Origin of the sequence: Pseudomonas sp. H26/SER47-MNA-CIBAN-0231, from assembly GCF_040310465.1 — a bacterium.
Classification (GTDB): Bacteria; Pseudomonadota; Gammaproteobacteria; order Pseudomonadales; family Pseudomonadaceae; genus Aquipseudomonas; species Aquipseudomonas atacamensis.
The window spans coordinates 369,399-390,213 of the sequence record NZ_JBEOPW010000004.1 but is presented as its reverse complement, the minus strand read 5'-3'; the positions used below and the strand labels follow the sequence as shown (position 1 = coordinate 390,213).

Below are 20,815 nucleotides of genomic sequence, written 5' to 3'. Positions count from 1 at the left end.
AAGCGCGATGCACTGGCCGGCTTCAGTAGTCGGGCCAATAATGTTCGCGTTTACGCCAATCGCTGGAACTCGCCTGATGCGCAATATTTCGATCAATCAGCTTGATGACACGCCTCGCCCGGTCGTGGCCATCGGTACCGATTATTCCCACGGCCACCTACTCCCGTTTCATACGCATCGACGTGGGCAATTGCTCTACGGCGCCACCGGCGTGATGCAGGTCAGCACTCGGAACGGTAATTGGGTGGTGCCGCCGCAGCGCGCGGTGTGGATTCCGCCGGGCGTGGCCCACGAGGTGTTAATGCTCGGGGTGAGCACGCGCAGCCTTTACATCGAACCGGGCAACGTGGAATTGGGGCCGGACTGCCAAGTGCTCAATGTGTCGCCGCTGCTGCGGCATTTGCTGATGGAAGCGGTGGACGTGCCACTGATGTACGACCAGGCCGGACGCGACGGCGTGCTTATCAACTTGCTGTTGCATGAACTGGCACGCAGCGCGCCCCTTGCCCTACACATTCCCATGCCAGCCGAAGGAAAGCTCCTCAGTCTGTGTCAGACCTTTCTGAACATGCCCAACACCCATCAATCCCCGCAGGATTGGGCCGATCAGTTACACATAAGCTTGCGTACCTTTAACAGATTGTTTCGGCAGCAGACCGGGCTCAGCTTTCGTCAGTGGCGCCAGCAGGCGTGCGTCGTGCAGGCGTTGGCACGGTTGGCGGCGGGGGAAGCGGTGACGCGGATTGCCCTGGACTTCGGCTACGAGAGCCCGGCGGCGTTTTCGACGATGTTTCGGCGAGTGCTGGGACAGGCACCGTCCGTCTGGTTGGAGCCGACGAACTAGGCAAATTCGAAAAATGCGTTTGATCCCGGCCAAAAACAACTGTACAAAAACACAGTACATTTTCAATCAGCACTTTTGAGCCCGGAGCACACCATGGCCTCTCTTGCGATGAACCACGTCCTCGAACGCATTGCCCTTTTCCAGTTCACCCCGACCCACTGCGTCCAGGCCCGCGCCATGCTGGGCTGGAGCGTTGAACAACTGTCGCGCGAGGCCGAGGTGGCGGTGGCAGATATCCAGCGGTTCGAAGCGCAGCAGGACGTGGCGGACGCCGCAAGGCTGGCACTGGCTTATCGGTTTGAAGCGCAGGGGTTGGTGTTCTTCCCGGGGTTTGCACCGGGGCGCAGTGTCAGGGCGCAGGCTATGGCGGGGGAATCGGTGGGGCGTGGGGATTTTGCGATGGCCGAATAAGGAGCGCTAAGGATGGACATCGAAAGAAGCACGGGCAACGTCTACGCAGATTTGGGACTGCAGGGTGCAGATGAAATGCTGATCAAATCGGGATATGCGACAAAAATGGCCGCGTTGATCAAGACTGCCAACCTGAACGAATCTGAAGCGGCGCAAATTACTGGCATCACCTTGGAAACACTAAGTCAGATACTTCGTGGAAAATTCAGGGATTTGTCAGTCGCTACGATGGAGGATTACCACCGGCGAATGAAGGAAATAGGAATCTGATTCATCCGGTTCGCACCGAGGCGAACCGGATGAAATCGTCAGGCGTTCTGCACTAGCGCCTCCCCCTCCTCTTCAACCGCCATCCACCACGCATTCCCCCGTTGTGGATGCGCAATGTTGAACGCCTCCCCCATCCGCGGTGTGGTAATCGCAATACTGCGTTCCCATGCAAGCGCAAGGATGCGGTCAAAAGGTTCGTGCCAGGCGTGCATGGCCAGGTCGAAGGTGCCGTTGTGGATCGGGAAAAGCCAGCGGCCCTTGAGGTCGATGTGGGCTTGCAGGGTTTCTTCCGGTTGCATGTGCACGTGGGGCCATTCGACGTTGTAGGCGCCGGTTTCCATCAGGGTCAGGTCGAACGGGCCGTATTGTTCGCCGATGCGTTTGAAGCCGTCGAAGTAACCGCTGTCGCCGCTGAAGAAGATTCGTGTGTCGGCGTCGATCATCACCCAGGACGCCCACAGCGTGCTGTTGCCGTCGAACAGGCCACGGCCGGAGAAGTGCTGCGATGGGGTGGCGATGAAGCGGATACCGGCGATTTCGGTGCCCTGCCACCAGTCGTACTGGCGCACCTTGCTGGCGTCGATGCCCCATTTGATCAGGGTGTCGCCCACGCCCAGCGGGGTCAGGAAGTACGTGGTTTTGTTGGCGAGTTTGAGTACCGCTTCGTAGTCGAGATGGTCGTAATGGTTGTGGGAGAGGATCACCGCTTCGATCGGCGGCAGCTCGTCAATGCTGATCGGCGGTTGGTGGAAGCGTTTCGGACCCGCCCATTGCACCGGCGAGGCGCGCTCGGCGAAGACCGGATCGGTGATCCAGAATTTGTCGCGCATCTTCAGCAGCAGCGTCGAGTGTCCCAAGCGGTAAACGCTGTGATTGGGGGCTGCGAGCAGATCTTCACGGGTCAGCGGCTGCACAGGAATGGCGGCGCTCGGACGGGTGTCGCGCGGTTTGTGGAAAATCATGTTCCACATGATCCGCAGCATTTTGCGTACCCCTTCGCGCTGCACCGGCGCATGATTGCGAAACAGCCCTTGATCCTGTCGAGAGGCTTCAGGCGTGGGAGTGTTATCCGGGAGAGAGACTGGATTGGCCATGACTGAACGACTCCGAAAAACCGTGTGCTGCACGGTGTTCCACGGGAAATGAAAATGGCCAAGCTGCACGCAAAGGCCAAACGCTCTGGTTTGTAAGGTGCGAGGATTAACGCAACATTACACTGAGCGGTGTAGTTTCTAGGTTGCATCAAAGCCGGCGCCAAGTAAACTGCCGAGTGTAATTTCCCCCCCTTCTCTGCCGAAGTCCGCTCATGACCGTTCCACAACGCCTCACCGATCGCAAACGCGAAGCCATCATCCAGGCGGCGATCGCCGAATTCCGTGCCCACGGGTTCGAAATCACCAGCATGGACAAGATCGCCGCCACGGCGGGGGTGTCGAAGCGGACGGTGTACAACCACTTCCCGAGCAAGGAAGAGCTGTTCGCCGAGATCCTTAATCAGTTGTGGGCGCGGATCATTGCCGAGCCATCGGTGAGCTACGACCGCGAGCAACCGCTGCATGAGCAGCTGCGCCTGATGCTGCGAGAAAAAGTGCAGATGATGGCCGACGAGAATTTTCTCACCCTCGCCCGGGTGGCGATTGCCGCAACCATTCATTCCCCTGAACGTGCGCAGAACATGATTGAGCGCATGGGCGAGCGCGAGGAAGGACTGACCGTCTGGATACGCGCGGCGCAAGCCGACGGACGGCTCAAACCGGTGGATCCAGAATTTGCCGCGCATCAAGTACAAGGTTTGCTCAAGGCATTCGCATTCTGGCCGCAGATCTCGCTGGGTCGCGCGGCCCTTGATCCAGACGCGCAGAATGCAGTTGCCGAGTCGGCGCTGGTGATGTTCCTGGCACTGTATCAGCGGTGAATCACTGGCGCGGCGAGCCGCGTACAACTAATTTCGCAAAAAGTTATACAAAGTCGTGAAAAATTCCTTTCTTGTACAACTTTATTAAGTTTTGTATAAGTAGCCATCTGCCAGTAACGGAACGCTGGCATTGAGCAGTCACCACCGAATGCCGTCTGTGCATTTCGGTCTGCCGGCGCAGGAATAGGGACTGAATCCTTTTGATTTTCCCCACTTCCGAGTATCGCAAGCATGTTCTTCAATCGCCAGAAAGCCGCCCTCGCTGAACTGCAACACACCGTTTTTGACCAAGCTGCAATGCTCGAAGCGATCAACCGTTCGATGGCGGTGATCGAATTCGATCTTGATGGCGTGGTGTTGCGTGCCAATGACAATTTCCTCAAGACCATGGGTTACACGGCTGCCCAGGCGATCGGCCAGCCGCACCGGCATTTCTGCACACCAGAGTTCGGGCGCAGTGCCCAATACACTGAGCTGTGGTCGCGCCTGAAAAACGGTCAGTTCCAGTCCGGCACCTTTGAACGGGTCGACAGCAAAGGCCAGCCGATCTGGCTCGAGGCCAGTTACAACCCGATCAAGGATGCGTCGGGACGGGTGATCAAAGTGGTCAAGTACGCGATGGATGTCACCGCCAAGGTGCAGCAGGAGAACGAGGCCAACGCCAAGCTGCAGGCGATCGATCGCGCGATGGCGGTGATCGAGTTCGATCTCGACGGCAACATTCTTACCGCCAACCAGAATTTTCTCACGCGCATGGGTTACAGCCTCGCAGAGCTCAAGGGCCAGCATCACCGCCTGTTCTGCACCCCGGCGCTGGTCAACAGCGGCGCCTATCAGGATTTCTGGCGGCGCCTGAATCAGGGCGAGTTCTTCCACGGGCAGTTCGAGCGCGTGGATAAACGCGGTCAGATCGTCTGGCTGGAGGCCAACTACAACCCGGTCTACGACGCTTCGGGGCGTTTGTACAAAGTCGTGAAGTTCGCGTCTGACGTTACCGCCCGTGTCGAGCAACACGAGCAGGACGCGCGCAGTGCCAGCACCGCTTATCACATCTCTGTAGCGACGCGAAAAGTCGCCGAGCAAGGTACGCAGGTGATTCAACAGGCTGCCAGCGAAATGCGCGAAATCGCCGAGGACATCAGCCAGTCCTCAACGCTGATCGCGCAACTGGGCGACCGCTCCGAGCAGATCACCGCCATCGTCAACACCATCCGCGCGATCGCCGATCAGACCAACCTGCTCGCCCTCAACGCCGCCATCGAAGCCGCGCGCGCCGGTGAACAGGGCCGCGGCTTTGCCGTGGTGGCCGATGAAGTACGGCAACTGGCGGCGCGCACCAGCGGTTCCACCGCGGAGATCTCCACCATGATCAGTCTGATCCAGAGCGAAACACGGCAGGCGATCAAGAGCATGCAAGGCACCCGCGACCGCGCCGCAGAAGGCGTGGAACTGGCCAATCAGGCCGGCACGGTGATTCTGCAGATTCGCGATGGCGCCAGTGAGGCGGTGGATGCGGTGAGCATGTTTGCCAATGAGCGGGTGTCGAATTGAGGTTTGTACAGGGTCGATAGAACGAGTCGCAACCTTCGTGGGCAGTCCGCGAAGGTCGGCCGCCACAACGCAGAGCTATAGTGACGACACGTCCCAAGCCCCGCCGAGTGCCCCATGAATAACGAAAAACCTGGAATGTCCAACGCCCCCATCGATCACCTGCGCTTCCACCGCCCCCACGCCCATCTGAATACGACCTTCGGCAACGACGCCTTCGCCCTGCGCGCCGAAGCCTTTGCGCGGTTCTTCGGCACGCCGCTGTTCCTTGGAGCGCAAACCTTGATCGTTGCGGTATGGATCAGCCTCAACGTATGGGGCGTGACTCAATTCGACGTCTACCCGTTCATCCTGCTGAACCTGGCCTTCAGCCTGCAAGCGGCCTACGCCGCGCCATTGATCCTGCTTGCACAAACCCGTCAGGCCGCGCGCGACAAAGCGCAGGCCGACGCCGATGCGCAGCACCGCGAAGCTCTGGCATTGGCCAATACCGAACGTCAGGCTGAGGCGGCGAAGAATTCCGCACAATTGCTGGCGTTGCTGGAACAAAACACCCGCCTTACCGAAATGACGAAAACCCTCACCGAGCGCATCGAAGGACTGACCAGCGAGTTGCACGCTCACGTGTGCCAGAACTAAGGCCGCCTTCGCGAGCAGGCTCGCTCCCACATTGGATCTGTGGCGTTCACAAAATCCCTGTGGGAGCGAGCCTGCTCGCGAAGAGGCCCGCAACCCCACTGCAAAGCCTCAACCGCGCACCAGACTCCGCACCGCAACAATCTCCGGCACTTCAACCTTGCTCATATAAATCCGTAACGGTTCGGTGATGTTGATCCGGTCGTCGATGTGTTGATCGAGCAGCAACTGAATCAATTCGCGCTTGAGGGTCATGGTGGTTTCCGACGCCTTCGCCCAGACGAATTCACTGGCCGGGATGATGCCGTCGTCTGCCACGTCCATGCCGAACGAATCTTCGCTGAAGCGCACGATGTATTGGCCGGTCTTGCGGTTGAGGCCAACGAAGCCTTTGAGATCGTCGGCAGCCTGGCAGATGAGTTGGGAGGTGATGCGCATGGTAAACCTCACGAAAGATGATCGATGGTTTACACGCAGGGCAATGTAGCGGCGCGCCCTCTGCCGGGGCATATGCCGTGGGCAAGCGTACTGCAAACAACGCCACAAAAGTGCAGGAAATTTCCGTTTTGCTCGCTTTATGTCGGTCTGGCGATAGCCCTACGGCGCGTCAATTGTTAAAAGGTACGTCTCGAAAAAAACCTGCGAAAGGAACTCGACCATGCCTGCCACTTTTACCCGAAGCGCTCTGGTGCTGAGTCTGTTGTTCGGCCTCGGTCAGGCGCATGCCGCCAGCCACCCCGAGCCCAAGGCAATCGCTGCCGCCCATGGCATTCCGCATCCGGCGGTGATTGCCCACCGTGGCGCGTCGTTCGATGCCCCGGAATCCACCGCTGCGGCCTACAAACTGGCCCGTGACCTGGGCGCCGATTACCTGGAAATGGATTTACAGCGCAGCAAGGACGGCGTGCTCTTCGCCCTGCACGACGACAACCTGCAACGCACCACCGACGTCGCCAGTAAATTCCCCGAGCGCAAGGACAGCCCGGCCACCGCGTTCACCATGGCCGAACTGAAAACCCTTGATGCCGGCAGCTGGTTCAACAGCAAATATCCTGACCGCGCACGCCCGTCCTACGCCGGGCTGAAAATTCTTACCCTCGATGAAATCATCGACATCGCCCGCGCCAACCCGCAGCACAAGCCGGGCCTGTACATCGAAACCAAAGAGCCGCAGCTGTTTCCCGGCATCGAACATGACCTCAAGGAAAAACTCCAGGATCGCGGCTGGCTGAGCCCGGCCGGGTCGAAACTGGCGAAAAGTGCGCTCGGCGTCGGTCAGGGCAAAGGCAAGGTGATCCTGCAGACCTTCGACAAAAACAGCCTGCAATTGCTGGAAAAGGAAATGCCGCAAGTGCCGAAGATTCTGCTGTTGTGGGTCGGCGAAGGCAGCATCGAGCCTAAATCCGCCGTGACGTTCGCCGCGTCCGGCGAGAAAGACAAAAACGTTTTCTACGGCAAGCAGGAACCGAAGTCGGAAGCGGAATTCAAGCAATGGGTCGACTACGCCAAGGCCCAGGGCGCGATCGGCACCGGCCCTTCGGCGAAGCTGACTCAGGGTGGTGATCAGAGTTACTCCGACCTGGTGCAACCGTGGATGAATAAGTACACCCACGATCAGGGCATGCTGGTGCATGTTTATACGGTCGACGAGGCGGTGGACTACGAGAAAGTCATGGCGGCGGGTGTCGACGGCATCTTTACCAACCGCGCCAGTGAACTGTTGAAGTTTTACAAGCGTCCGGCTGTTGGCAGTGTTGATGAGGTTCTGAAGAAGAACGGTTTCTAAGTTGTTATCGAGTCGCCTGCTTCGCGAGCAGGCTCGCTCCCACAAAGAGCAGTTTTATCGCGAAGCAGAGATTTAAGGGTGAGTTAAGTTGCGCTGGTTAATCTGAACCCACTTACACAGATCAACCACTTCAACGCACTGCCAAGGAATGAACCGATGAAAACTTTGACTGCCCTGTTTACCGCCGCTGCCCTGACCCTCACCGCTGGCCTGGCTCAGGCTGATGTTCGCATCGACCAGATCCCGCAATTGGTCAAGGACGGCAAGATCAAGTCGCTGGAATCGATGAACGCCGAAGCACTGAAACTGCACCCGGGCGCAACGATTACCGACACCGACCTGGATAACCACTTCAATGGTTACGAGTATGAAGTTGAACTTAAGACTGCTGACGGCAAAGAGTTCGACGTGGACTTTGATGCCACCACCGGTAAAGTGCTGAGCAACAAGCAAGACACTTGATAGACCGCTGTAAAAGAGCCGCACGATTTAACGATCGTGCGGCTTTTTTGTGGCTGCGAATTGGGGCGCAAACTTTGTGTGGTCTGTGGAATCGGTCCCCCTCACCCCAGCCCTCTCCCCAAGGAGAGGGAGCTGATTTGTAAGCATTTCGAGCTTATGTTCGACTCGCTACTGCAGGTCGGCGTACCTCGACCAAACAACGCGGTCAGTTCCCTCTCCCTCCGGGAGAGGGCTAGGGTGAGGGGCCAAAGCGATCACGCCGAAAACACTGACAAACCGTTACCCAGCAAATCAAGCACTCAACCGCGCCGTCACCTCATTCAACTGCCCCGACAACCCATGCAGGTTCTGACTGGCACTTTCGGTGCGCTGCACGTTGTCCAGGTTGGTGCTGGCAATCGCAGTGATTTCAGTCAGGTTGCGCGAGATATCCTCGGCCACCGACGTCTGCTCTTCTGCCGCCGTGGCGATCTGCCGGTTCATGTCGCGAATAGCCTCCACCGCCAAGGTGATGCGCTCCAGCATCGCGCCGGCCTGGGTCACTTGCTCGACGCTTTCATCACTGCGTGCCTGGCCGCTCTCGATGGCCTGCGCGGCATCGACAGCGCCGGTCTGCACGTTCTGAATAATCTGGTTGATCTCGATGATCGACTCCGCCGTGCGCTGGGCGAGGTTGCGCACTTCATCGGCGACGACGGCAAAACCACGCCCGGCCTCACCCGCCCGCGCCGCCTCGATGGCCGCGTTGAGCGCCAGCAGGTTGGTCTGTTCGGCGATGCCACGAATCACTTCCAGCACCTTGCCGATACGACCGCTGTCGGTTTCCAGGCGACGGATCACCGTGGCGGTGTTGGCGATTTCGCCGCGCATCTGCGTGATGGAATGGATGGTGGTCTGCATGACCTTTTCACCCTGCTGCGCCGACTGATCGGCATCGTCGGCAGCACGCGCGGCATCGGCGGCGTGACGGGCGACTTCCTGGGCCGTGGCGGACATTTCATTCATCGCCGTGGCCACTTGATCCGTGCGGTTGAATTGCTCGCTGGTGCCGCCGGCCATGGTCGTGGCAATGGCGTTCAACTCGCCGCTGGCGCTGTCCAGATCACCGGCGCTGCGTTGCAAGCGAGTGAAGGTGTCCGCGAGAAAATCGCGCAGAGTGTTCGCTGCGGCGGCGAGGTTGCCCAGTTCATCGCGACGCTCGCTGACAACACGTTCAGCCAACTGGCCACGGCTCAAGCGGGTGACGTAATCGATGAGGTTGCGGATCGGCTCGATCAGGTTGCGGCTGACCAGCCACAGGCTCAGCAGACCGATCAACAAGCCTGACGCGAGCATCACCAACAGCCCCAGCCACACGGTACGGTCAGCGCTGGCACTGATCAACGCCGATTGCGCGGTGCCCTGCTCGCGCAGCTCGGCGACCAGTGCGCTCATCTGCTCGCTGGTGGCGCGATCAACGCCTTTGACCGCTGCGTCGCCGGCGCTCGGATCACCACCGGCAGCGACGTAGGCATCGCGGCCTTTCTGGTAGGCCGCGCCCAACTGGCGATGCTCCTCGCGCAAGCGTTCGATGCGGGATTTGAGATTGGCCTCGATGCCTTTTTGGCCGGCCAGTTCGCCGAGAATGTTCTGCACGTCGCGCTGGCGCTCTTCGAACTGGCTCCAGTATTTCGCCAGATCCGCCGGTTGCTTGCCGCGCAGCAGGACGTTTTTCCATTCCTGCACCTGCACTTTGAATTGCAGGTTGGCTTCATCGATCAGTTGCGACGTGTGCAACGGGCCGGCGATCAACTGGCTATAGCTTTGCACGCCGTTGGAGAGGAAATGAAAGCAGGCCAGCGCGATCAACAATATCGCCAGCAGACTGCCGCTCAGCAGGGCGAGAATTTGCGTTCTCAGGGATTTTTGCAGCATTGCAAGGTACTCGAAGCAGGGATGAGGCACGCCCGAGCGGACGTGAAAAATGGCCGGACTTCCCTGTCGACGTACCATGGCCAAGGGCCGATGGCGCGCAACCTAACTCACCTGAGATCGGCGCGCCAGAGGGCTTCTTGAGAATCTTCCGACAGTCGGTAACGCGTTGATTTGCAGTCACTTTACTGTCACAAAACGGTCATGTTGGCTTGCGATGATGCCGCTCAGGTGAACCTGAAAATCCCCCACCAGACACCCTCCTCGCAGTGAGCCGCCATGAACCACAGCCTCGATATCAGCCATCGTGCCCCGGACCTGTTTGGCTTGCTCTACGGCTTTCGTTTTCTGCCCGGGGAGCGCGGTCGCGAGATCGATTCGGCGACGGCTTTGCGCTGTTTGCAGGACGACAGCGACAGTGGCGAATTCCTCTGGCTGCACCTGAACCTGGCCCACGCCGCGTGCGAGCGCTGGATGAAAAGTCATCTGCAATTGCCCGAGGAATTTTTCGAGGCGTTGCACGAAGGTTCGCGTTCGACGCGCATCGAGCATGTCGATTCGGCGCTGCTGGCGGTGGTCAACGATGTGGTGTTCAACCTCAGCAGCATGGTTTCCTCCGACGTGTCGACGCTGTGGGTCTGCGTGCGCAGCAAACTGATCGTCAGCGCGCGCCTGCAACCGCTGCATTCGGTAGATAAATTGCGTTCGTCGGTGAAGGCCGGCGAGTGCTTTCGCTCGCCCTCGGAACTGCTCGTGCATTTGCTGCGCGATCAGGGCGAAGTGCTGACGCAGATCGTGCGCAAGACCAGCCTGAGTGTTGATCAGGTCGAAGACGAACTGCTCTCCTCGCGCCTGTCGACCAACCGCGCCGAACTTGGCGCCAACCGTCGCGTGCTGGTGCGTCTGCAACGGCTGCTGGCGCTGGAGCCGGGTTCGCTGCTGCGCCTGCTCAATCGTCCGCCGCCGTGGTTGCAGAAGGAGGACGTCAAGGAGTTGCGCAAATCCACCGAGGAGTTTGCGCTGATCATCAACGACCTCACGGCCCTCGGCGAACGCATCAAACTGTTGCAGGAAGAAATCGCCGCCAACCTCAACGAACAGAGCAACCGTACGCTGTTCACCCTGACGGTGGTGACAGTGCTGGCCTTGCCGATCAACATCATTGCCGGTTTTTTCGGGATGAATGTCGGCGGTGTGCCGCTGTCCCAGGACCCGCACGGATTTTGGGTGCTGGTCGCGCTGGTGGCGACGTTCACCGTGATTGCCGGGCGCTGGGCGTTTCGCAAGCGTGGCGATTACTGAGCGCATATCCCACACACAACACAGCCCTCCCTGTGAGAGCGAGCCTGCTCGCGAAGTCGGTGTGTCAGATAAGTCAATGTTGAATGACATGGCGTTTTCGCGAGCAGGCTCGCTCCCACAGGGGCAATGTGCTCAATGTCAGAGCGTTGAACGAACGACATCGCCGAGCCAATCCATAAACACCCGCACCCGCAGCGGCAAATGCCGTTGCCGTGCGTATAACAACGAAATCGCCATCGGCGGTGCGGTGTGTTGTGGCAGTACGGTCACCAGTTCGCCATTTTCCAGATGCGGCTGCATGCCGGTGCGCGGTACCTGCGTCAGGCCGAAGCCGCCCAGGCACGCCGCTTCATAGGCATCGGTGCTGTTGACCGTGACACTGCCGGCCATCGCCACCCGTCGCACTTCGCCACCCTCCTCATACACAAACCCTTCCGAACGCGAGCCCAGTACGCCGACGTAATGCACCAGTCGATGCTGCGCCAGATCCTCGATGGTCTGCGGCACGCCGTAACGTTGCAGGTAAGCCGGGCTGGCGCAATTGACCATCGGGAAGTCGCCGAGATGCCGGGCGACCACCGACTGATCCGGCTGCGCGCCGATGCGCAATACGCAGTCGAAACCTTCGCTCAGCAGATCGACACGGCGATCGGTGCTGCTGATTTCCATCTGCAGATTCGGGTGGCGATCCATGAATTCCGGCAGGCGCGGCATGATCAAGCGTCGCGCGAGGATGTTCGGCATGTCGACGCGGATGCGCCCGGTCAGCGAAGCCTCGTCCTGACGGAACAACCCTTCGATCTCATCCATGTGCGAAAGCAAGTCCTTGCTGCGCTCATACAGCACCAGTCCATCCTGAGTGGCCTGCACCTTGCGCGTGGTGCGCTGCAACAGCCGCGTGCCGAGCAAGGCTTCGAGTGCCTGCACCTGTTCGGACACCGTGGAGCGCGGCAGGCCGAGGCTTTCCCCGGCGAGAGTGAAACTCGACAGTTCGCTGACCCGGACGAAGGTGCGCAGCAGTTCCAGTTTGTTCATGCAAGCCCCGGTGATTGTTCGGCTGAGCCGATCAGTGATTCCGCTTTTGCCGTGTTTATCACCTCAGGGCGGATAAATAAACTTCTTCCATCCCATTCAACGCAATCGAGGAAGTCCGCATGAACCGCAAAATCGCACTGATCACTGGCGCCAGTCGTGGCCTGGGCCGCAGTGCCGCCCTGCACCTCGCCGCGCAAGGCATCGACATCATCGGCACCTACAACAGCCGCGCCGACGAGGCCCAGGCGCTGGTCACTGAATTGCAGGCACTCGGCGCGAAAGCGGCGATGCTGCAACTGGACGTCGGCCACAGCGAAAACTTCGCCGCGTTTGCCGCGCAGGTTGAACAGGTATTGGGGCAAACCTTTGAGCGTCAGCGCTTTGATTTCCTGATCAACAACGCCGGGGTCGGCGTGCATGCGCTGTTCAGCGAAACCACCCCGGAGCAGTTCGATCTGCTGATGAACGTGCAGTTGAAAGGGCCGTTTTTCCTGACTCAGCAGTTGCTGCCGCTGATCAATGACGGTGGGCGCATCGTCAATATTTCCAGCGGCCTGACCCGCTTCAGCCTGCCGGGTTACGGCGCTTACGCGGCGATGAAAGGCGCGATGGAAGTGCTGACGCGTTATCAGGCGAAAGAGCTGGGGGCGCGGCAGATTGGCGTGAACGTTGTGGCGCCGGGTGCGATTGAAACCGATTTTGGCGGTGGCACGGTGCGCGACAACAGCGCGGTCAACGCGATGGTCGCCAGCAATACCGCGCTGGGTCGGGTCGGGCTGCCGGATGATATTGGCGGTGCACTGGCGCTGCTGCTGTCGGAGGGTGGACAGTGGATCAACGGTCAGCGGGTCGAGGCATCCGGCGGCATGTTTCTCTGACCTCAACCAACAGACTGTTTGTGGCGAGGGGATTTATCCCCGCTGGGCTGCGGAGCGGCCCCAAAATCGGGTCTGCTACGCAGCCCAACGGGGATAAATCCCCTCGCCACAGGGCTACCTCAGCTTTCATATGCGCGGCGGGCCTTGAAGCGCTCGCGGAGGACGTCATAACCCCAGTGGTAGACGTAGGTGTACGGCAGGAAGAACAGCAGCACGCCAATGTCGAGCAACAACGCCTGCCACAGGCTGACCGACAGCCACCAGGCAATCAGCGGCACGCCCATCACGATCAGTCCACCTTCGAACAGCAACGCATGCACTACACGGACCCAGGCGTTGTGCGGCAGATTCATCCGCGCCAATGCACGGTCGAAATAACGGTTGAACACCACGTTCCACGCCAGCGCCAACAGCGCGATCAACACGGTCACCGCGCCCATGTCGAGCAACGGCTTTTGCATGATCCATGCGAGCAGCGGTGTGCAGATCAGGATCGCGAGAAACTCGAAACCAACCGCCTGGAAAACACGTTCGGTGATGGACTTGTGGGCAGTCATGGCCTGACTCCTTGTTTGACGATGGTTGCCATGATCCAACTGAATACCGATACTTCAAAACCAATAACCATCGATCAAGGCGATAGTTCATGGCTTCGCAGGAAGTGCTGTTGGCATTTGTCCAGGCAGCGACGCAGGGCTCATTTTCCGCAGCGGCGCGCAAACTGGGGCGTAGTCAGTCGACCATTAGCGCGGCAGTGGCAAGCCTGGAGATCGATCTGGATCTACAGCTATTCGACCGCAGCAGCCGCAAACCGACACTCACCCCCGCCGGCCACGTCATGCTGCAAAAAGCCGAGGCGATTCTGGCCGCCACCAGTCGTCTGGAGATGAGCGCGCGGCAATTGGCCCAAGGCGTGGAACCGAAGCTGACCGTGGCGATTTCCGACACTTATCAGTCCTATCGTTTCGAGGCGGCGCTGGTGGATTTCGAGCAGAGTTATCCGGAGCTTGAGCTTGAATGCCTGATTGCCGAGTGTGAAGACCTGATCGAGCTGGTCCAGCGTGGCCGAGCGCATTTGGCCTTCGCGGAAATGCAGGACAACTATCCGCCGGATCTTGTGACCTCCACTGTGGCCGAGCGCACGGAGATCGCCCTGTTCGTCAGCCGCGAGCATGCGTTGGCGAAGCTTGAGCATGTAGATCAGCAGATCCTCGAGCAACATCGCGAATTGCGGCTGGCGACCATCGTCAATCCGTATGACAGTCGCGGCAAAGGCCGGGTGTGGTCGGCGCCGAGTTACCTGATGCTGCTGGAAATGGCGGAAAAAGGCTTTGGCTGGGCACCGTTGCCGAGGTGGCTGGTGCAGCGTTATGCCAATGATTTGCTAATAGAGCTCGACGTGCGCGGCTGGCCGAAACCGGTGTTTGTCGACGCCTTGTGGTCGCGCTTGTATCCGCCGGGGCCGGCGGGGAGCTGGTTGCTCAGCAAGATGCTCGAATAAGATCAAAAGCCCCTCACCCCAGCCCTCTCCCGGAGGGAGAGGGGGCCGACCGAAGTGTCTGGCGTTATGCATCGACCTGAAAAACCTTATCGATTATGGATTCAAGACAATTCGTTCAAGTCGGTGAATCCCTCCAATATCCCCCGATCAGTCCCCTCTCCCTTTGGGAGAGGGTTAGGGTGAGGGCAATCCACAGACTGCTCACAATCGCCAGAGCGCCAAGGTCAGAGCATTTCCAGCGCCATGATCCGTCCTCGAATAAACCGCCGCTCCGGCTCCTGCCGCGTCAGCTCCAGCGCCCGCTGATACGCCGCCCGCGCCTGCTCCACCCGGCCCAATTGCCGGCAAAACTCCGCCCGCGCCGAATGCGCCAAGTGGTAATCCTGCAACTCGCCCCGAGTCAAAATCCCTTCAACCAACAACAACCCGGCCAACGCTCCATCCCGTTTGGCCACCGCCACCGCCCGGTTCAGCTCGATCACCGGCGACGGCACCGCGCGCAGCAGCACGTCATACAGGCCGACAATCTGCTGCCAGTCCGTTTGCGCCGCCGACGGCGCTTCCGCATGCACCGCTGCAATCGCCGCTTGCAGGCAATACGGCCCGAACCGCCGCGTACTCAGCGCGTGCTCGACCAGCGCGCAGCCTTCGGCCATCAGCCCGGCATCCCACAACGAGCGATCCTGATCGTCGAGCAACACCAGTTCACCGCTCGGCGAGGTGCGCGCCGGTCGACGTGATTCGTGCAGCAGCATCAGCGCCAGCAGACCCATGACTTCCGGCTCCGGCAGCAACTCCATCAACAAGCGCCCGAGGCGAATCGCTTCGCGCGTCAGATCCTCGCGGGTCAGCTCAGTGCCGACCGATGCCGAATAACCCTCGTTGAACACTAGATAAATCACCCGCAACACGCTGTCGAGGCGCTCGGGTAATTCGTTCAGCGTGGGCACTTGATAAGGGATTTTCGCGTCGCGGATCTTGGCCTTGGCGCGCACGATACGCTGGGCAATCGCCGCCGGCGCCGAGAGAAAAGCGCGGGCGATTTCTTCGGTGGTGAGGTCGCAGACTTCGCGCAAGGTCAGCGGCACTTGCGCATCTGCCGCCAGTGCCGGGTGGCAGCAGGTGAAGATCAGCCGCAAGCGATCGTCTTCCACGTCTTCGCCACTCCAGTCAGCCTGCTCCAGCTCATCGAGTTGTGCCAGCAGCAACGGTTGCGACGCCTTGAACCGCGCGCGCCGGCGCAGCACATCGATGGCTTTGAAACGTCCGGTGGAGACCAGCCAGGTGCGCGGATTGTCCGGCACGCCGTCGCGCTGCCAGCGTTCGACCGCGACGAAGAACGCCTCGTGCAAGGCTTCTTCGGCGAGGTCGAAATCACCGAGCAGGCGGATCAGCGTCGCCAGAATCCGCCGCGAATCCTCACGGTAGACCTGCTCGACCCGCGCCCTGACGTCAGACATTCAACTGCCGCACCGGGCGCACTTCAACGCTGCCGACCCGCGCTGCCGGAATGTTGCCGGCGACCTGAATCGCTTCGTTGAGATCCTTGGCATCGATCAGGTAAAAACCGGCCAGTTGCTCCTTGGTTTCAGCGAAAGGCCCGTCGGTGATCGACACCTTGCCGTTGCGCATGCGTACCGTGGTGGCGGTCTCTACCGATTCCAGCGCTTCGGCGGCGATCATCCGCCCGCTGCCCTGCACCGACTCGGCGTAGGCCCAGCATTCGGCGTCTTCCGGGCTGTCCGGCGAGGTGTGCAGCAGGCGTTCATCGCTGTAGACCAGGCATAGGTATTTCATGGCGATCTCCTGATTCGAACGGAACAACTATGGCTGAAGATCAGGGGGTTACATCGAACAGCGTCGCGCCGCTCATCGGATCGAACGGTGCCGACCAGTGTTCGTGGGCAATCTTCCACGCCCCGCCGATTTGCCGGTAACAGGCGGTGACACGCATCCAGCAACTCTGGGTTTCGCCCTTGTCGTTGGTGCCGCCGCAATTGGCCACCCAATGGGCGAAGGCAATGTTGTCGGCGCTTTCGATGGCGATTTCGTGGAACTCGAAGATGTGCGGGCCGGGGCACATTTCCATGCACTCGACCCAATGTGCGCGGTAGGCCACTTTGCCTTTGAATTGCAGGGCCTTGATCGCATCGAACGAGACGATGTCGTCGGCGTACAGGGCCATGACTTTCTCGACGTCCTTGGCCATTACTGCTTCGCGATAGGTGTTGATCAGAGTCTGGATATCAGTCTGTGCGCTCATGGTGTTCTCCGTGTTTTTTGTTGTGAAGACACCCTTAGTCGTTTGCCCAATGCGCGGATCGACAGGACAAACAAAAAAAATTCGCCGACGACAATCTCGCTAGAATCCGAGGCTCACTCTTTGTAGGAAAAAGGAAATTCCCGTGTCAGCCCAACTCGTGCCTTACGACAGCCTCAGCCCTTTGCAGCGTGAGCAAGTCGAGGCCATTGAAATCCGCCCCGAGCAGATCAAATTCTCCGGCGACATCCACGGTGCCTTGCACACCCTGCTGTCGAAACCCGGCCCCGGCGTGAAGGGTTTTGCCCTGCTGGCGGACGACGTACCGGTAGCGTTTCTGCTGCTCAAGCGCCCACCGGTGTTGCCCGACTGGGCCGACGAACACAGCGCCACGTTGCATGCGCTGCAGGTCGATCGGCGCGCGCAAGGCAAGGGCTACGGCAAGGCTTGCCTGCAAGCGCTGCCCGCTGTCGCCCGTGAAGCATGGCCGGAAATCAAAGGACTGGAATTGTCGGTGGACGCTGATAACGAGGCGGCGATTGCGCTGTACGCCAAGCATGGCTATGTCGACAGCGGCGAGGCGTACAAGGGCCGGATCGGTTACGAGCGGCGGATGGGGCTGTTCTTCTGAGTATCCCCTGATCGTTCCCACGCTCCGCGTGGGAACGCCTCTTTGTGACGCTCTGCGTCACGGTTTTGGGACGCGGAGCGTCCCCGGCTGCATTACCATGCGGAGCGTGGGAACGATCAGGCAGTTTCGATAAGTGTTGGCTTCAGAGAGTGAGGATCATCTCGTGCCACGCCATGCCGCCGTGGTCGGATTCGGACGGTTTGATGTAGGCAAAACCGAAACCTGCGTATAGCGCGATGTGCTGTTCCTTGCACATCAGATGAATCGTCGCTTTGTCCATGGCGCGCATGCGCTCGATGAATTCGGCGAGCAGGCGCTTGGCCAGGCCCTGCCCTTGGTAATCCGGGTGCACCACCACCGACATGATCACCACGTTCGGGCCTTTCGGGTCGTGGCCGATCAGTTCCTTGAAGGCTTCGTCGGACATCTGCACGTCGAACGCCGCGCCGGAATTGATGAAACCGGCGACCACGCCGTCCACCTCGGCGACGATGAAGCCGTCCGGCCAAGTGGCGATGCGCGTGGCGATCTTTTCGCGGGTGGCGGCTTCGTCGCCTTCGTAGGCGACGGTTTCGATGGCGTAGCAGCGGTCGAGGTCGGCGGCGCTGACGTTGCGGATCACGGTGTTCATGGCAGCTCAAAAATCTGTGGAAACAAGGCCCGCCAGCATAATGCAGAACCAACGGGGCGGACATGCTCCACCTCGATTGTTACGCCGCTCAGGCCTTGATCGGCAGCCAGATTTCCAGGGTGCCGGTATTGAGTTTCGGGTTGTAATCCTCGCTGTAGCGCTCGAATTCCGGGGCGTCCGCCGCTTCGTGGCCGGACTGCGGCAGCCAAGTGTTCCAGATGTACTGGAAGGTGTCAGGGAGTTGCGCCAGTGACCCCTTGTGCTCAAACACCGCATATTGCTGCGGCTGGATTTCAACCCAGCGGTACTTTTCCGGCAGGTCGTCGAGCTTGTCGATCTGCACCCCGGCGATGTATTCGAAACCGCCCTCGCCGTCCGCGTTGCAGCAAACGCCATAGGTCACTTCGTTGACTTGCGCGGGGATTTTTCCCAAGTGCGGGATCAACTTTTCCCACAACGCGGGAATGTCTTCGGTGGTCTCCTGAGTGAATCGCCCGCCGAAACCGGCAATCAGCAGAAATTGCCCGTGTTCGAAGCGAGGCTCGGTTATCTCGACGCGTTGTTGTTCATCCATGACGCGACTCCTCAGAACGGAAAAGTGGATTCGGCTGGGAGTATAGAAAGCCCGACCCGTTTCGCACGTTTACAGCGAGTGCAACTGCTCGACGGCGCCCGATCCGACGAACTCGTTGTAGCCGGAAACGATCACGTACACCGCGAAATAGCAGAAGATCGCCGCCGATGCCAGATAGGAGTAGCGCAGAAGCTTGTCGCCCAGCAGCTTGCCGCCGTGGCTTGCCGCGAAGCACAGACCGGCTGACCAGAGCAGCCCGGCGCAGAGAAAGCCGCCCAAAAACAGCGCCGAACTCAACGGACCACCGCCACCGGATCGCGCGATCAGCGTACCGCCGACCGCAGCAAACCAGAGAATCGCACTGGGCGATGACATGGCAAGGAAGATGCCGCGAAAGAATTCCTTGCGATGGGAGTTCTGCCCCACTTCCGCGGTTTCCGCCAGCAGCGCTTCGTGGTGGATCGCCGAATAAATCATCTTCGCCGCGAAGTAGATCAGCAGCGCCGAACCGCCAATCCACAGAACCCAGCGCACGGTTTCGTACTGCAGCAGGACGGTCATGCCGGCCAAGGCCAGCACCGCATAGATCAGGTCACCGACGCAGGTGCCCAGGCCCAGGGCGAAGCCCTGAAAGTAGCCGCGCTGCATGGCCAAGGTGATCATTGCGATGTTGGCTACGCCGATATCCAGGCACAGCGAAAGGCTCAGCAAGAAGCCGCTGGTGAATTCCATTGACCGATTTTCCTTGAAAAAAATGTTTACAACCGCGCTGGACAGTATGCCATCACTGCCCTTATCTTCCGCCACAGGTCACCGCAGTGACCAGCGTCGCTCGGACGGTTCCGGGCGCTTACGTTATCCGAGGCAACAATGGCCGAACAAGGTTCGCCGCGCCGCTTTGCGCGCATAGATCGACTCCCCCCTTACGTTTTCAACATCACCGCCGAGCTGAAGATGGCCGCTCGCCGCCGTGGTGAAGACATCATCGACCTGAGCATGGGCAATCCCGACGGCGCCACGCCGCCGCACATTGTCGAAAAACTGGTGCAGGTCGCCCAACGTGAGGACACCCACGGTTACTCGACGTCCAAAGGCATTCCGCGCCTGCGCCGGGCAATTTCCAACTGGTACAAGCAGCGCTACGAAGTCGATATCGACCCGGAAAGCGAAGCCATTGTCACCATCGGCTCCAAGGAAGGCTTGGCGCATTTGATGCTGGCGACCCTCGATCAGGGCGATACCGTGCTGGTGCCGAACCCGAGCTATCCGATCCACATTTACGGCGCAGTGATTGCCGGCGCTCAGGTGCGTTCGGTGCCGCTGGTGCCGGGGGTGGATTTCTTCGATGAGCTGGAGCGCGCCATTCGCGGTTCGATCCCCAAGCCAAAAATGATGATCCTCGGCTTCCCGTCGAACCCGACTGCACAGTGTGTGGAACTGGATTTCTTCGAGCGGGTGATCGCCCTGGCCAAGCAATACGACGTGTTGGTCATCCACGACCTGGCGTACGCCGACATCGTCTACGACGGCTGGAAAGCACCGTCGATCATGCAGGTGCCCGGGGCCAAGGACATTGCGGTGGAGTTTTTCACCCTGTCCAAGAGCTACAACATGGCCGGCTGGCGCATCGGTTTCATGGTCGGCAATCCAGAACTGGTCAACGCCTTGGCGCGGATCAAGAGCTACCACGACTACGGCACTTTCACCCCACTGCAAGTGGCGGCGATTGCCGCGCTGGAAGGCGATCAACAGTGCGTGCGCGACATCGCCGAGCAGTATCGTCAGCGCCGTAACGTGCTGGTCAAAGGCCTGCATGAGCTGGGCTGGATGGTCGAGAATCCGAAGGCTTCGATGTACGTCTGGGCGAAGATTCCCCAGGCGTATGCGCATCTGGGTTCGCTGGAGTTCGCCAAGAAACTGCTGGCCGAGGCCAAGGTCTGCGTCTCGCCGGGGGTGGGTTTTGGCGAGTACGGCGATGATCATGTGCGCTTTGCCCTGATCGAAAATCAGGACCGCATTCGTCAGGCCGTGCGCGGGATTCGCGGGATGTTCCGCGCGGATGGCCTGGCCGCGAAATAAGTGGCGCATCTCTGATCGTTCCCACGCTCTGCGTGGGAATGCAGCCCGAGACGCTCTGCGTCTCAAAGCGGACGCAGAGCGTCCATTGAGGCATTCCCACGCGGAGCGTGGGAACGATCAAGCAGGAAGTCCACGCCCACA

At 59.8% G+C, this 20,815-nt stretch carries 24 protein-coding genes and 1 pseudogene; 13 read left to right on the top strand and 12 right to left on the bottom strand.

The genetic code is table 11. From position 1 onward, the window contains the following. Window positions 1-76: 76 nt before the first annotated feature. The 3 genes from AAEZ10_RS09240 to AAEZ10_RS09230 all read left to right on the top strand — a co-directional run bounded on the left by AAEZ10_RS09240 (window position 77) and on the right by AAEZ10_RS09230 (window position 1,525). Complete coding sequence (locus tag AAEZ10_RS09240; protein WP_122507661.1) at window positions 77-844, top strand: AraC family transcriptional regulator; 768 nt, start codon at window positions 77-79, stop codon at window positions 842-844. Between the two features lie 93 nt (window positions 845-937). Beyond that, window positions 938-1,255 (top strand): helix-turn-helix domain-containing protein, encoded by a 318-nt coding sequence (locus AAEZ10_RS09235; RefSeq protein ID WP_122752174.1) that lies wholly within the window; start codon window positions 938-940, stop codon window positions 1,253-1,255. A gap of 12 nt (window positions 1,256-1,267) precedes the next feature. Further along, the gene (locus AAEZ10_RS09230) at window positions 1,268-1,525 is read left to right on the top strand and encodes a helix-turn-helix domain-containing protein (RefSeq protein ID WP_024014028.1); all 258 of its coding nucleotides are present in this window, start codon (window positions 1,268-1,270) and stop codon (window positions 1,523-1,525) included. 38 nt (window positions 1,526-1,563) lie between these two features. Here AAEZ10_RS09230 and AAEZ10_RS09225 read toward each other — a convergent pair whose 3' ends face one another. After that, window positions 1,564-2,619 carry an MBL fold metallo-hydrolase gene (locus tag AAEZ10_RS09225; protein ID WP_350568883.1) on the bottom strand — a complete coding sequence of 352 codons (1,056 nt, stop codon included), beginning with the start codon at window positions 2,617-2,619 and terminating at the stop codon, window positions 1,564-1,566. Between the two features lie 212 nt (window positions 2,620-2,831). Between AAEZ10_RS09225 and AAEZ10_RS09220 the strand changes: the two genes are divergently transcribed. From AAEZ10_RS09220 to AAEZ10_RS09210, 3 genes are all read left to right on the top strand, one after another. Continuing rightward, window positions 2,832-3,440: a TetR/AcrR family transcriptional regulator gene (locus AAEZ10_RS09220; RefSeq protein ID WP_350568881.1), complete on the top strand. Its 609-nt coding sequence runs from the start codon at window positions 2,832-2,834 to the stop codon at window positions 3,438-3,440. A 231-nt stretch (window positions 3,441-3,671) separates the two neighbouring features. Further along, entirely contained in the window at window positions 3,672-4,991 is a 1,320-nt protein-coding gene (locus AAEZ10_RS09215; protein ID WP_256808959.1) for a methyl-accepting chemotaxis protein, read from the top strand. A gap of 135 nt (window positions 4,992-5,126) precedes the next feature. Then, window positions 5,127-5,627, top strand: a complete 501-nt coding sequence (locus tag AAEZ10_RS09210) for a DUF1003 domain-containing protein (protein WP_240996758.1) — start codon at window positions 5,127-5,129, stop codon at window positions 5,625-5,627. Between the two features lie 108 nt (window positions 5,628-5,735). Here the strand turns inward: AAEZ10_RS09210 and AAEZ10_RS09205 are convergent, their stop codons facing one another. After that, entirely contained in the window at window positions 5,736-6,062 is a 327-nt protein-coding gene (locus tag AAEZ10_RS09205; protein WP_350568878.1) for a DUF2025 family protein, read from the bottom strand. Between the two features lie 220 nt (window positions 6,063-6,282). On the opposite strand from AAEZ10_RS09205, the gene AAEZ10_RS09200 reads away from it, so the two are divergent. Continuing rightward, entirely contained in the window at window positions 6,283-7,410 is a 1,128-nt protein-coding gene (locus AAEZ10_RS09200) for a glycerophosphodiester phosphodiesterase (protein WP_122704241.1), read from the top strand. A gap of 156 nt (window positions 7,411-7,566) precedes the next feature. After that, entirely contained in the window at window positions 7,567-7,872 is a 306-nt protein-coding gene (locus AAEZ10_RS09195; RefSeq protein ID WP_030142484.1) for a PepSY domain-containing protein, read from the top strand. A 291-nt stretch (window positions 7,873-8,163) separates the two neighbouring features. On the opposite strand, the gene AAEZ10_RS27910 is transcribed toward AAEZ10_RS09195, so the two are convergent. Together AAEZ10_RS27910 and AAEZ10_RS27905 are read right to left on the bottom strand one after the other, a co-directional pair. Next, complete coding sequence (locus tag AAEZ10_RS27910; protein WP_408005036.1) at window positions 8,164-8,931, bottom strand: methyl-accepting chemotaxis protein; 768 nt, start codon at window positions 8,929-8,931, stop codon at window positions 8,164-8,166. 117 nt (window positions 8,932-9,048) lie between these two features. Next, a pseudogene (locus AAEZ10_RS27905) lies at window positions 9,049-9,207 on the bottom strand (HAMP domain-containing protein); the annotation flags it as partial. An 855-nt stretch (window positions 9,208-10,062) separates the two neighbouring features. On the opposite strand from AAEZ10_RS27905, the gene AAEZ10_RS09185 reads away from it, so the two are divergent. Continuing rightward, a complete protein-coding gene (locus tag AAEZ10_RS09185) occupies window positions 10,063-11,085 on the top strand; it encodes a transporter (protein WP_350568875.1) in 1,023 nt (340 codons plus the stop codon). 138 nt (window positions 11,086-11,223) lie between these two features. Here the strand turns inward: AAEZ10_RS09185 and AAEZ10_RS09180 are convergent, their stop codons facing one another. Beyond that, the gene (locus AAEZ10_RS09180) at window positions 11,224-12,120 is read right to left on the bottom strand and encodes a LysR family transcriptional regulator (protein ID WP_016773563.1); all 897 of its coding nucleotides are present in this window, start codon (window positions 12,118-12,120) and stop codon (window positions 11,224-11,226) included. Window positions 12,121-12,239: 119 nt separating this feature from the next. Here AAEZ10_RS09180 and AAEZ10_RS09175 point away from each other — a divergent pair, with 119 nt between their 5' ends. Next, window positions 12,240-12,998 carry an SDR family NAD(P)-dependent oxidoreductase gene (locus AAEZ10_RS09175; protein WP_350568873.1) on the top strand — a complete coding sequence of 253 codons (759 nt, stop codon included), beginning with the start codon at window positions 12,240-12,242 and terminating at the stop codon, window positions 12,996-12,998. Between the two features lie 119 nt (window positions 12,999-13,117). Here AAEZ10_RS09175 and AAEZ10_RS09170 read toward each other — a convergent pair whose 3' ends face one another. After that, window positions 13,118-13,555 carry a multidrug/biocide efflux PACE transporter gene (locus AAEZ10_RS09170; RefSeq protein ID WP_122704247.1) on the bottom strand — a complete coding sequence of 146 codons (438 nt, stop codon included), beginning with the start codon at window positions 13,553-13,555 and terminating at the stop codon, window positions 13,118-13,120. 89 nt (window positions 13,556-13,644) lie between these two features. On the opposite strand from AAEZ10_RS09170, the gene AAEZ10_RS09165 reads away from it, so the two are divergent. After that, window positions 13,645-14,499, top strand: a complete 855-nt coding sequence (locus AAEZ10_RS09165) for a LysR family transcriptional regulator (protein ID WP_350568871.1) — start codon at window positions 13,645-13,647, stop codon at window positions 14,497-14,499. 224 nt (window positions 14,500-14,723) lie between these two features. Here the strand turns inward: AAEZ10_RS09165 and AAEZ10_RS09160 are convergent, their stop codons facing one another. From AAEZ10_RS09160 to AAEZ10_RS09150, 3 genes are read right to left on the bottom strand one after another with little or no spacing between them, the layout of a single operon-like run. After that, entirely contained in the window at window positions 14,724-15,959 is a 1,236-nt protein-coding gene (locus AAEZ10_RS09160) for an RNA polymerase sigma factor (RefSeq protein ID WP_350568869.1), read from the bottom strand. After that, window positions 15,952-16,296, bottom strand: coding sequence for a YciI family protein (locus AAEZ10_RS09155; protein ID WP_110646584.1), 345 nt, complete (start codon window positions 16,294-16,296; stop codon window positions 15,952-15,954). The genes AAEZ10_RS09160 and AAEZ10_RS09155 overlap by 8 nt, the downstream gene beginning before the upstream one ends. 40 nt (window positions 16,297-16,336) lie before the next feature. Beyond that, window positions 16,337-16,762: a YybH family protein gene (locus tag AAEZ10_RS09150; RefSeq protein WP_350568867.1), complete on the bottom strand. Its 426-nt coding sequence runs from the start codon at window positions 16,760-16,762 to the stop codon at window positions 16,337-16,339. A 142-nt stretch (window positions 16,763-16,904) separates the two neighbouring features. On the opposite strand from AAEZ10_RS09150, the gene AAEZ10_RS09145 reads away from it, so the two are divergent. Beyond that, window positions 16,905-17,390 carry a GNAT family N-acetyltransferase gene (locus AAEZ10_RS09145; RefSeq protein ID WP_350568865.1) on the top strand — a complete coding sequence of 162 codons (486 nt, stop codon included), beginning with the start codon at window positions 16,905-16,907 and terminating at the stop codon, window positions 17,388-17,390. A gap of 142 nt (window positions 17,391-17,532) precedes the next feature. Here the strand turns inward: AAEZ10_RS09145 and AAEZ10_RS09140 are convergent, their stop codons facing one another. From AAEZ10_RS09140 to AAEZ10_RS09130, 3 genes are all read right to left on the bottom strand, one after another. Further along, a complete protein-coding gene (locus AAEZ10_RS09140) occupies window positions 17,533-18,021 on the bottom strand; it encodes a GNAT family N-acetyltransferase (protein ID WP_024014042.1) in 489 nt (162 codons plus the stop codon). A gap of 88 nt (window positions 18,022-18,109) precedes the next feature. Then, a complete protein-coding gene (locus tag AAEZ10_RS09135; RefSeq protein ID WP_073472062.1) occupies window positions 18,110-18,595 on the bottom strand; it encodes a GyrI-like domain-containing protein in 486 nt (161 codons plus the stop codon). A gap of 69 nt (window positions 18,596-18,664) precedes the next feature. Next, window positions 18,665-19,327, bottom strand: coding sequence for a LysE family translocator (locus AAEZ10_RS09130; protein WP_016773553.1), 663 nt, complete (start codon window positions 19,325-19,327; stop codon window positions 18,665-18,667). Window positions 19,328-19,465: 138 nt separating this feature from the next. On the opposite strand from AAEZ10_RS09130, the gene alaC reads away from it, so the two are divergent. After that, a complete protein-coding gene (alaC, locus tag AAEZ10_RS09125; protein WP_350568862.1) occupies window positions 19,466-20,674 on the top strand; it encodes an alanine transaminase in 1,209 nt (402 codons plus the stop codon). The last annotated feature ends 141 nt before the right edge of the window (window positions 20,675-20,815 follow it).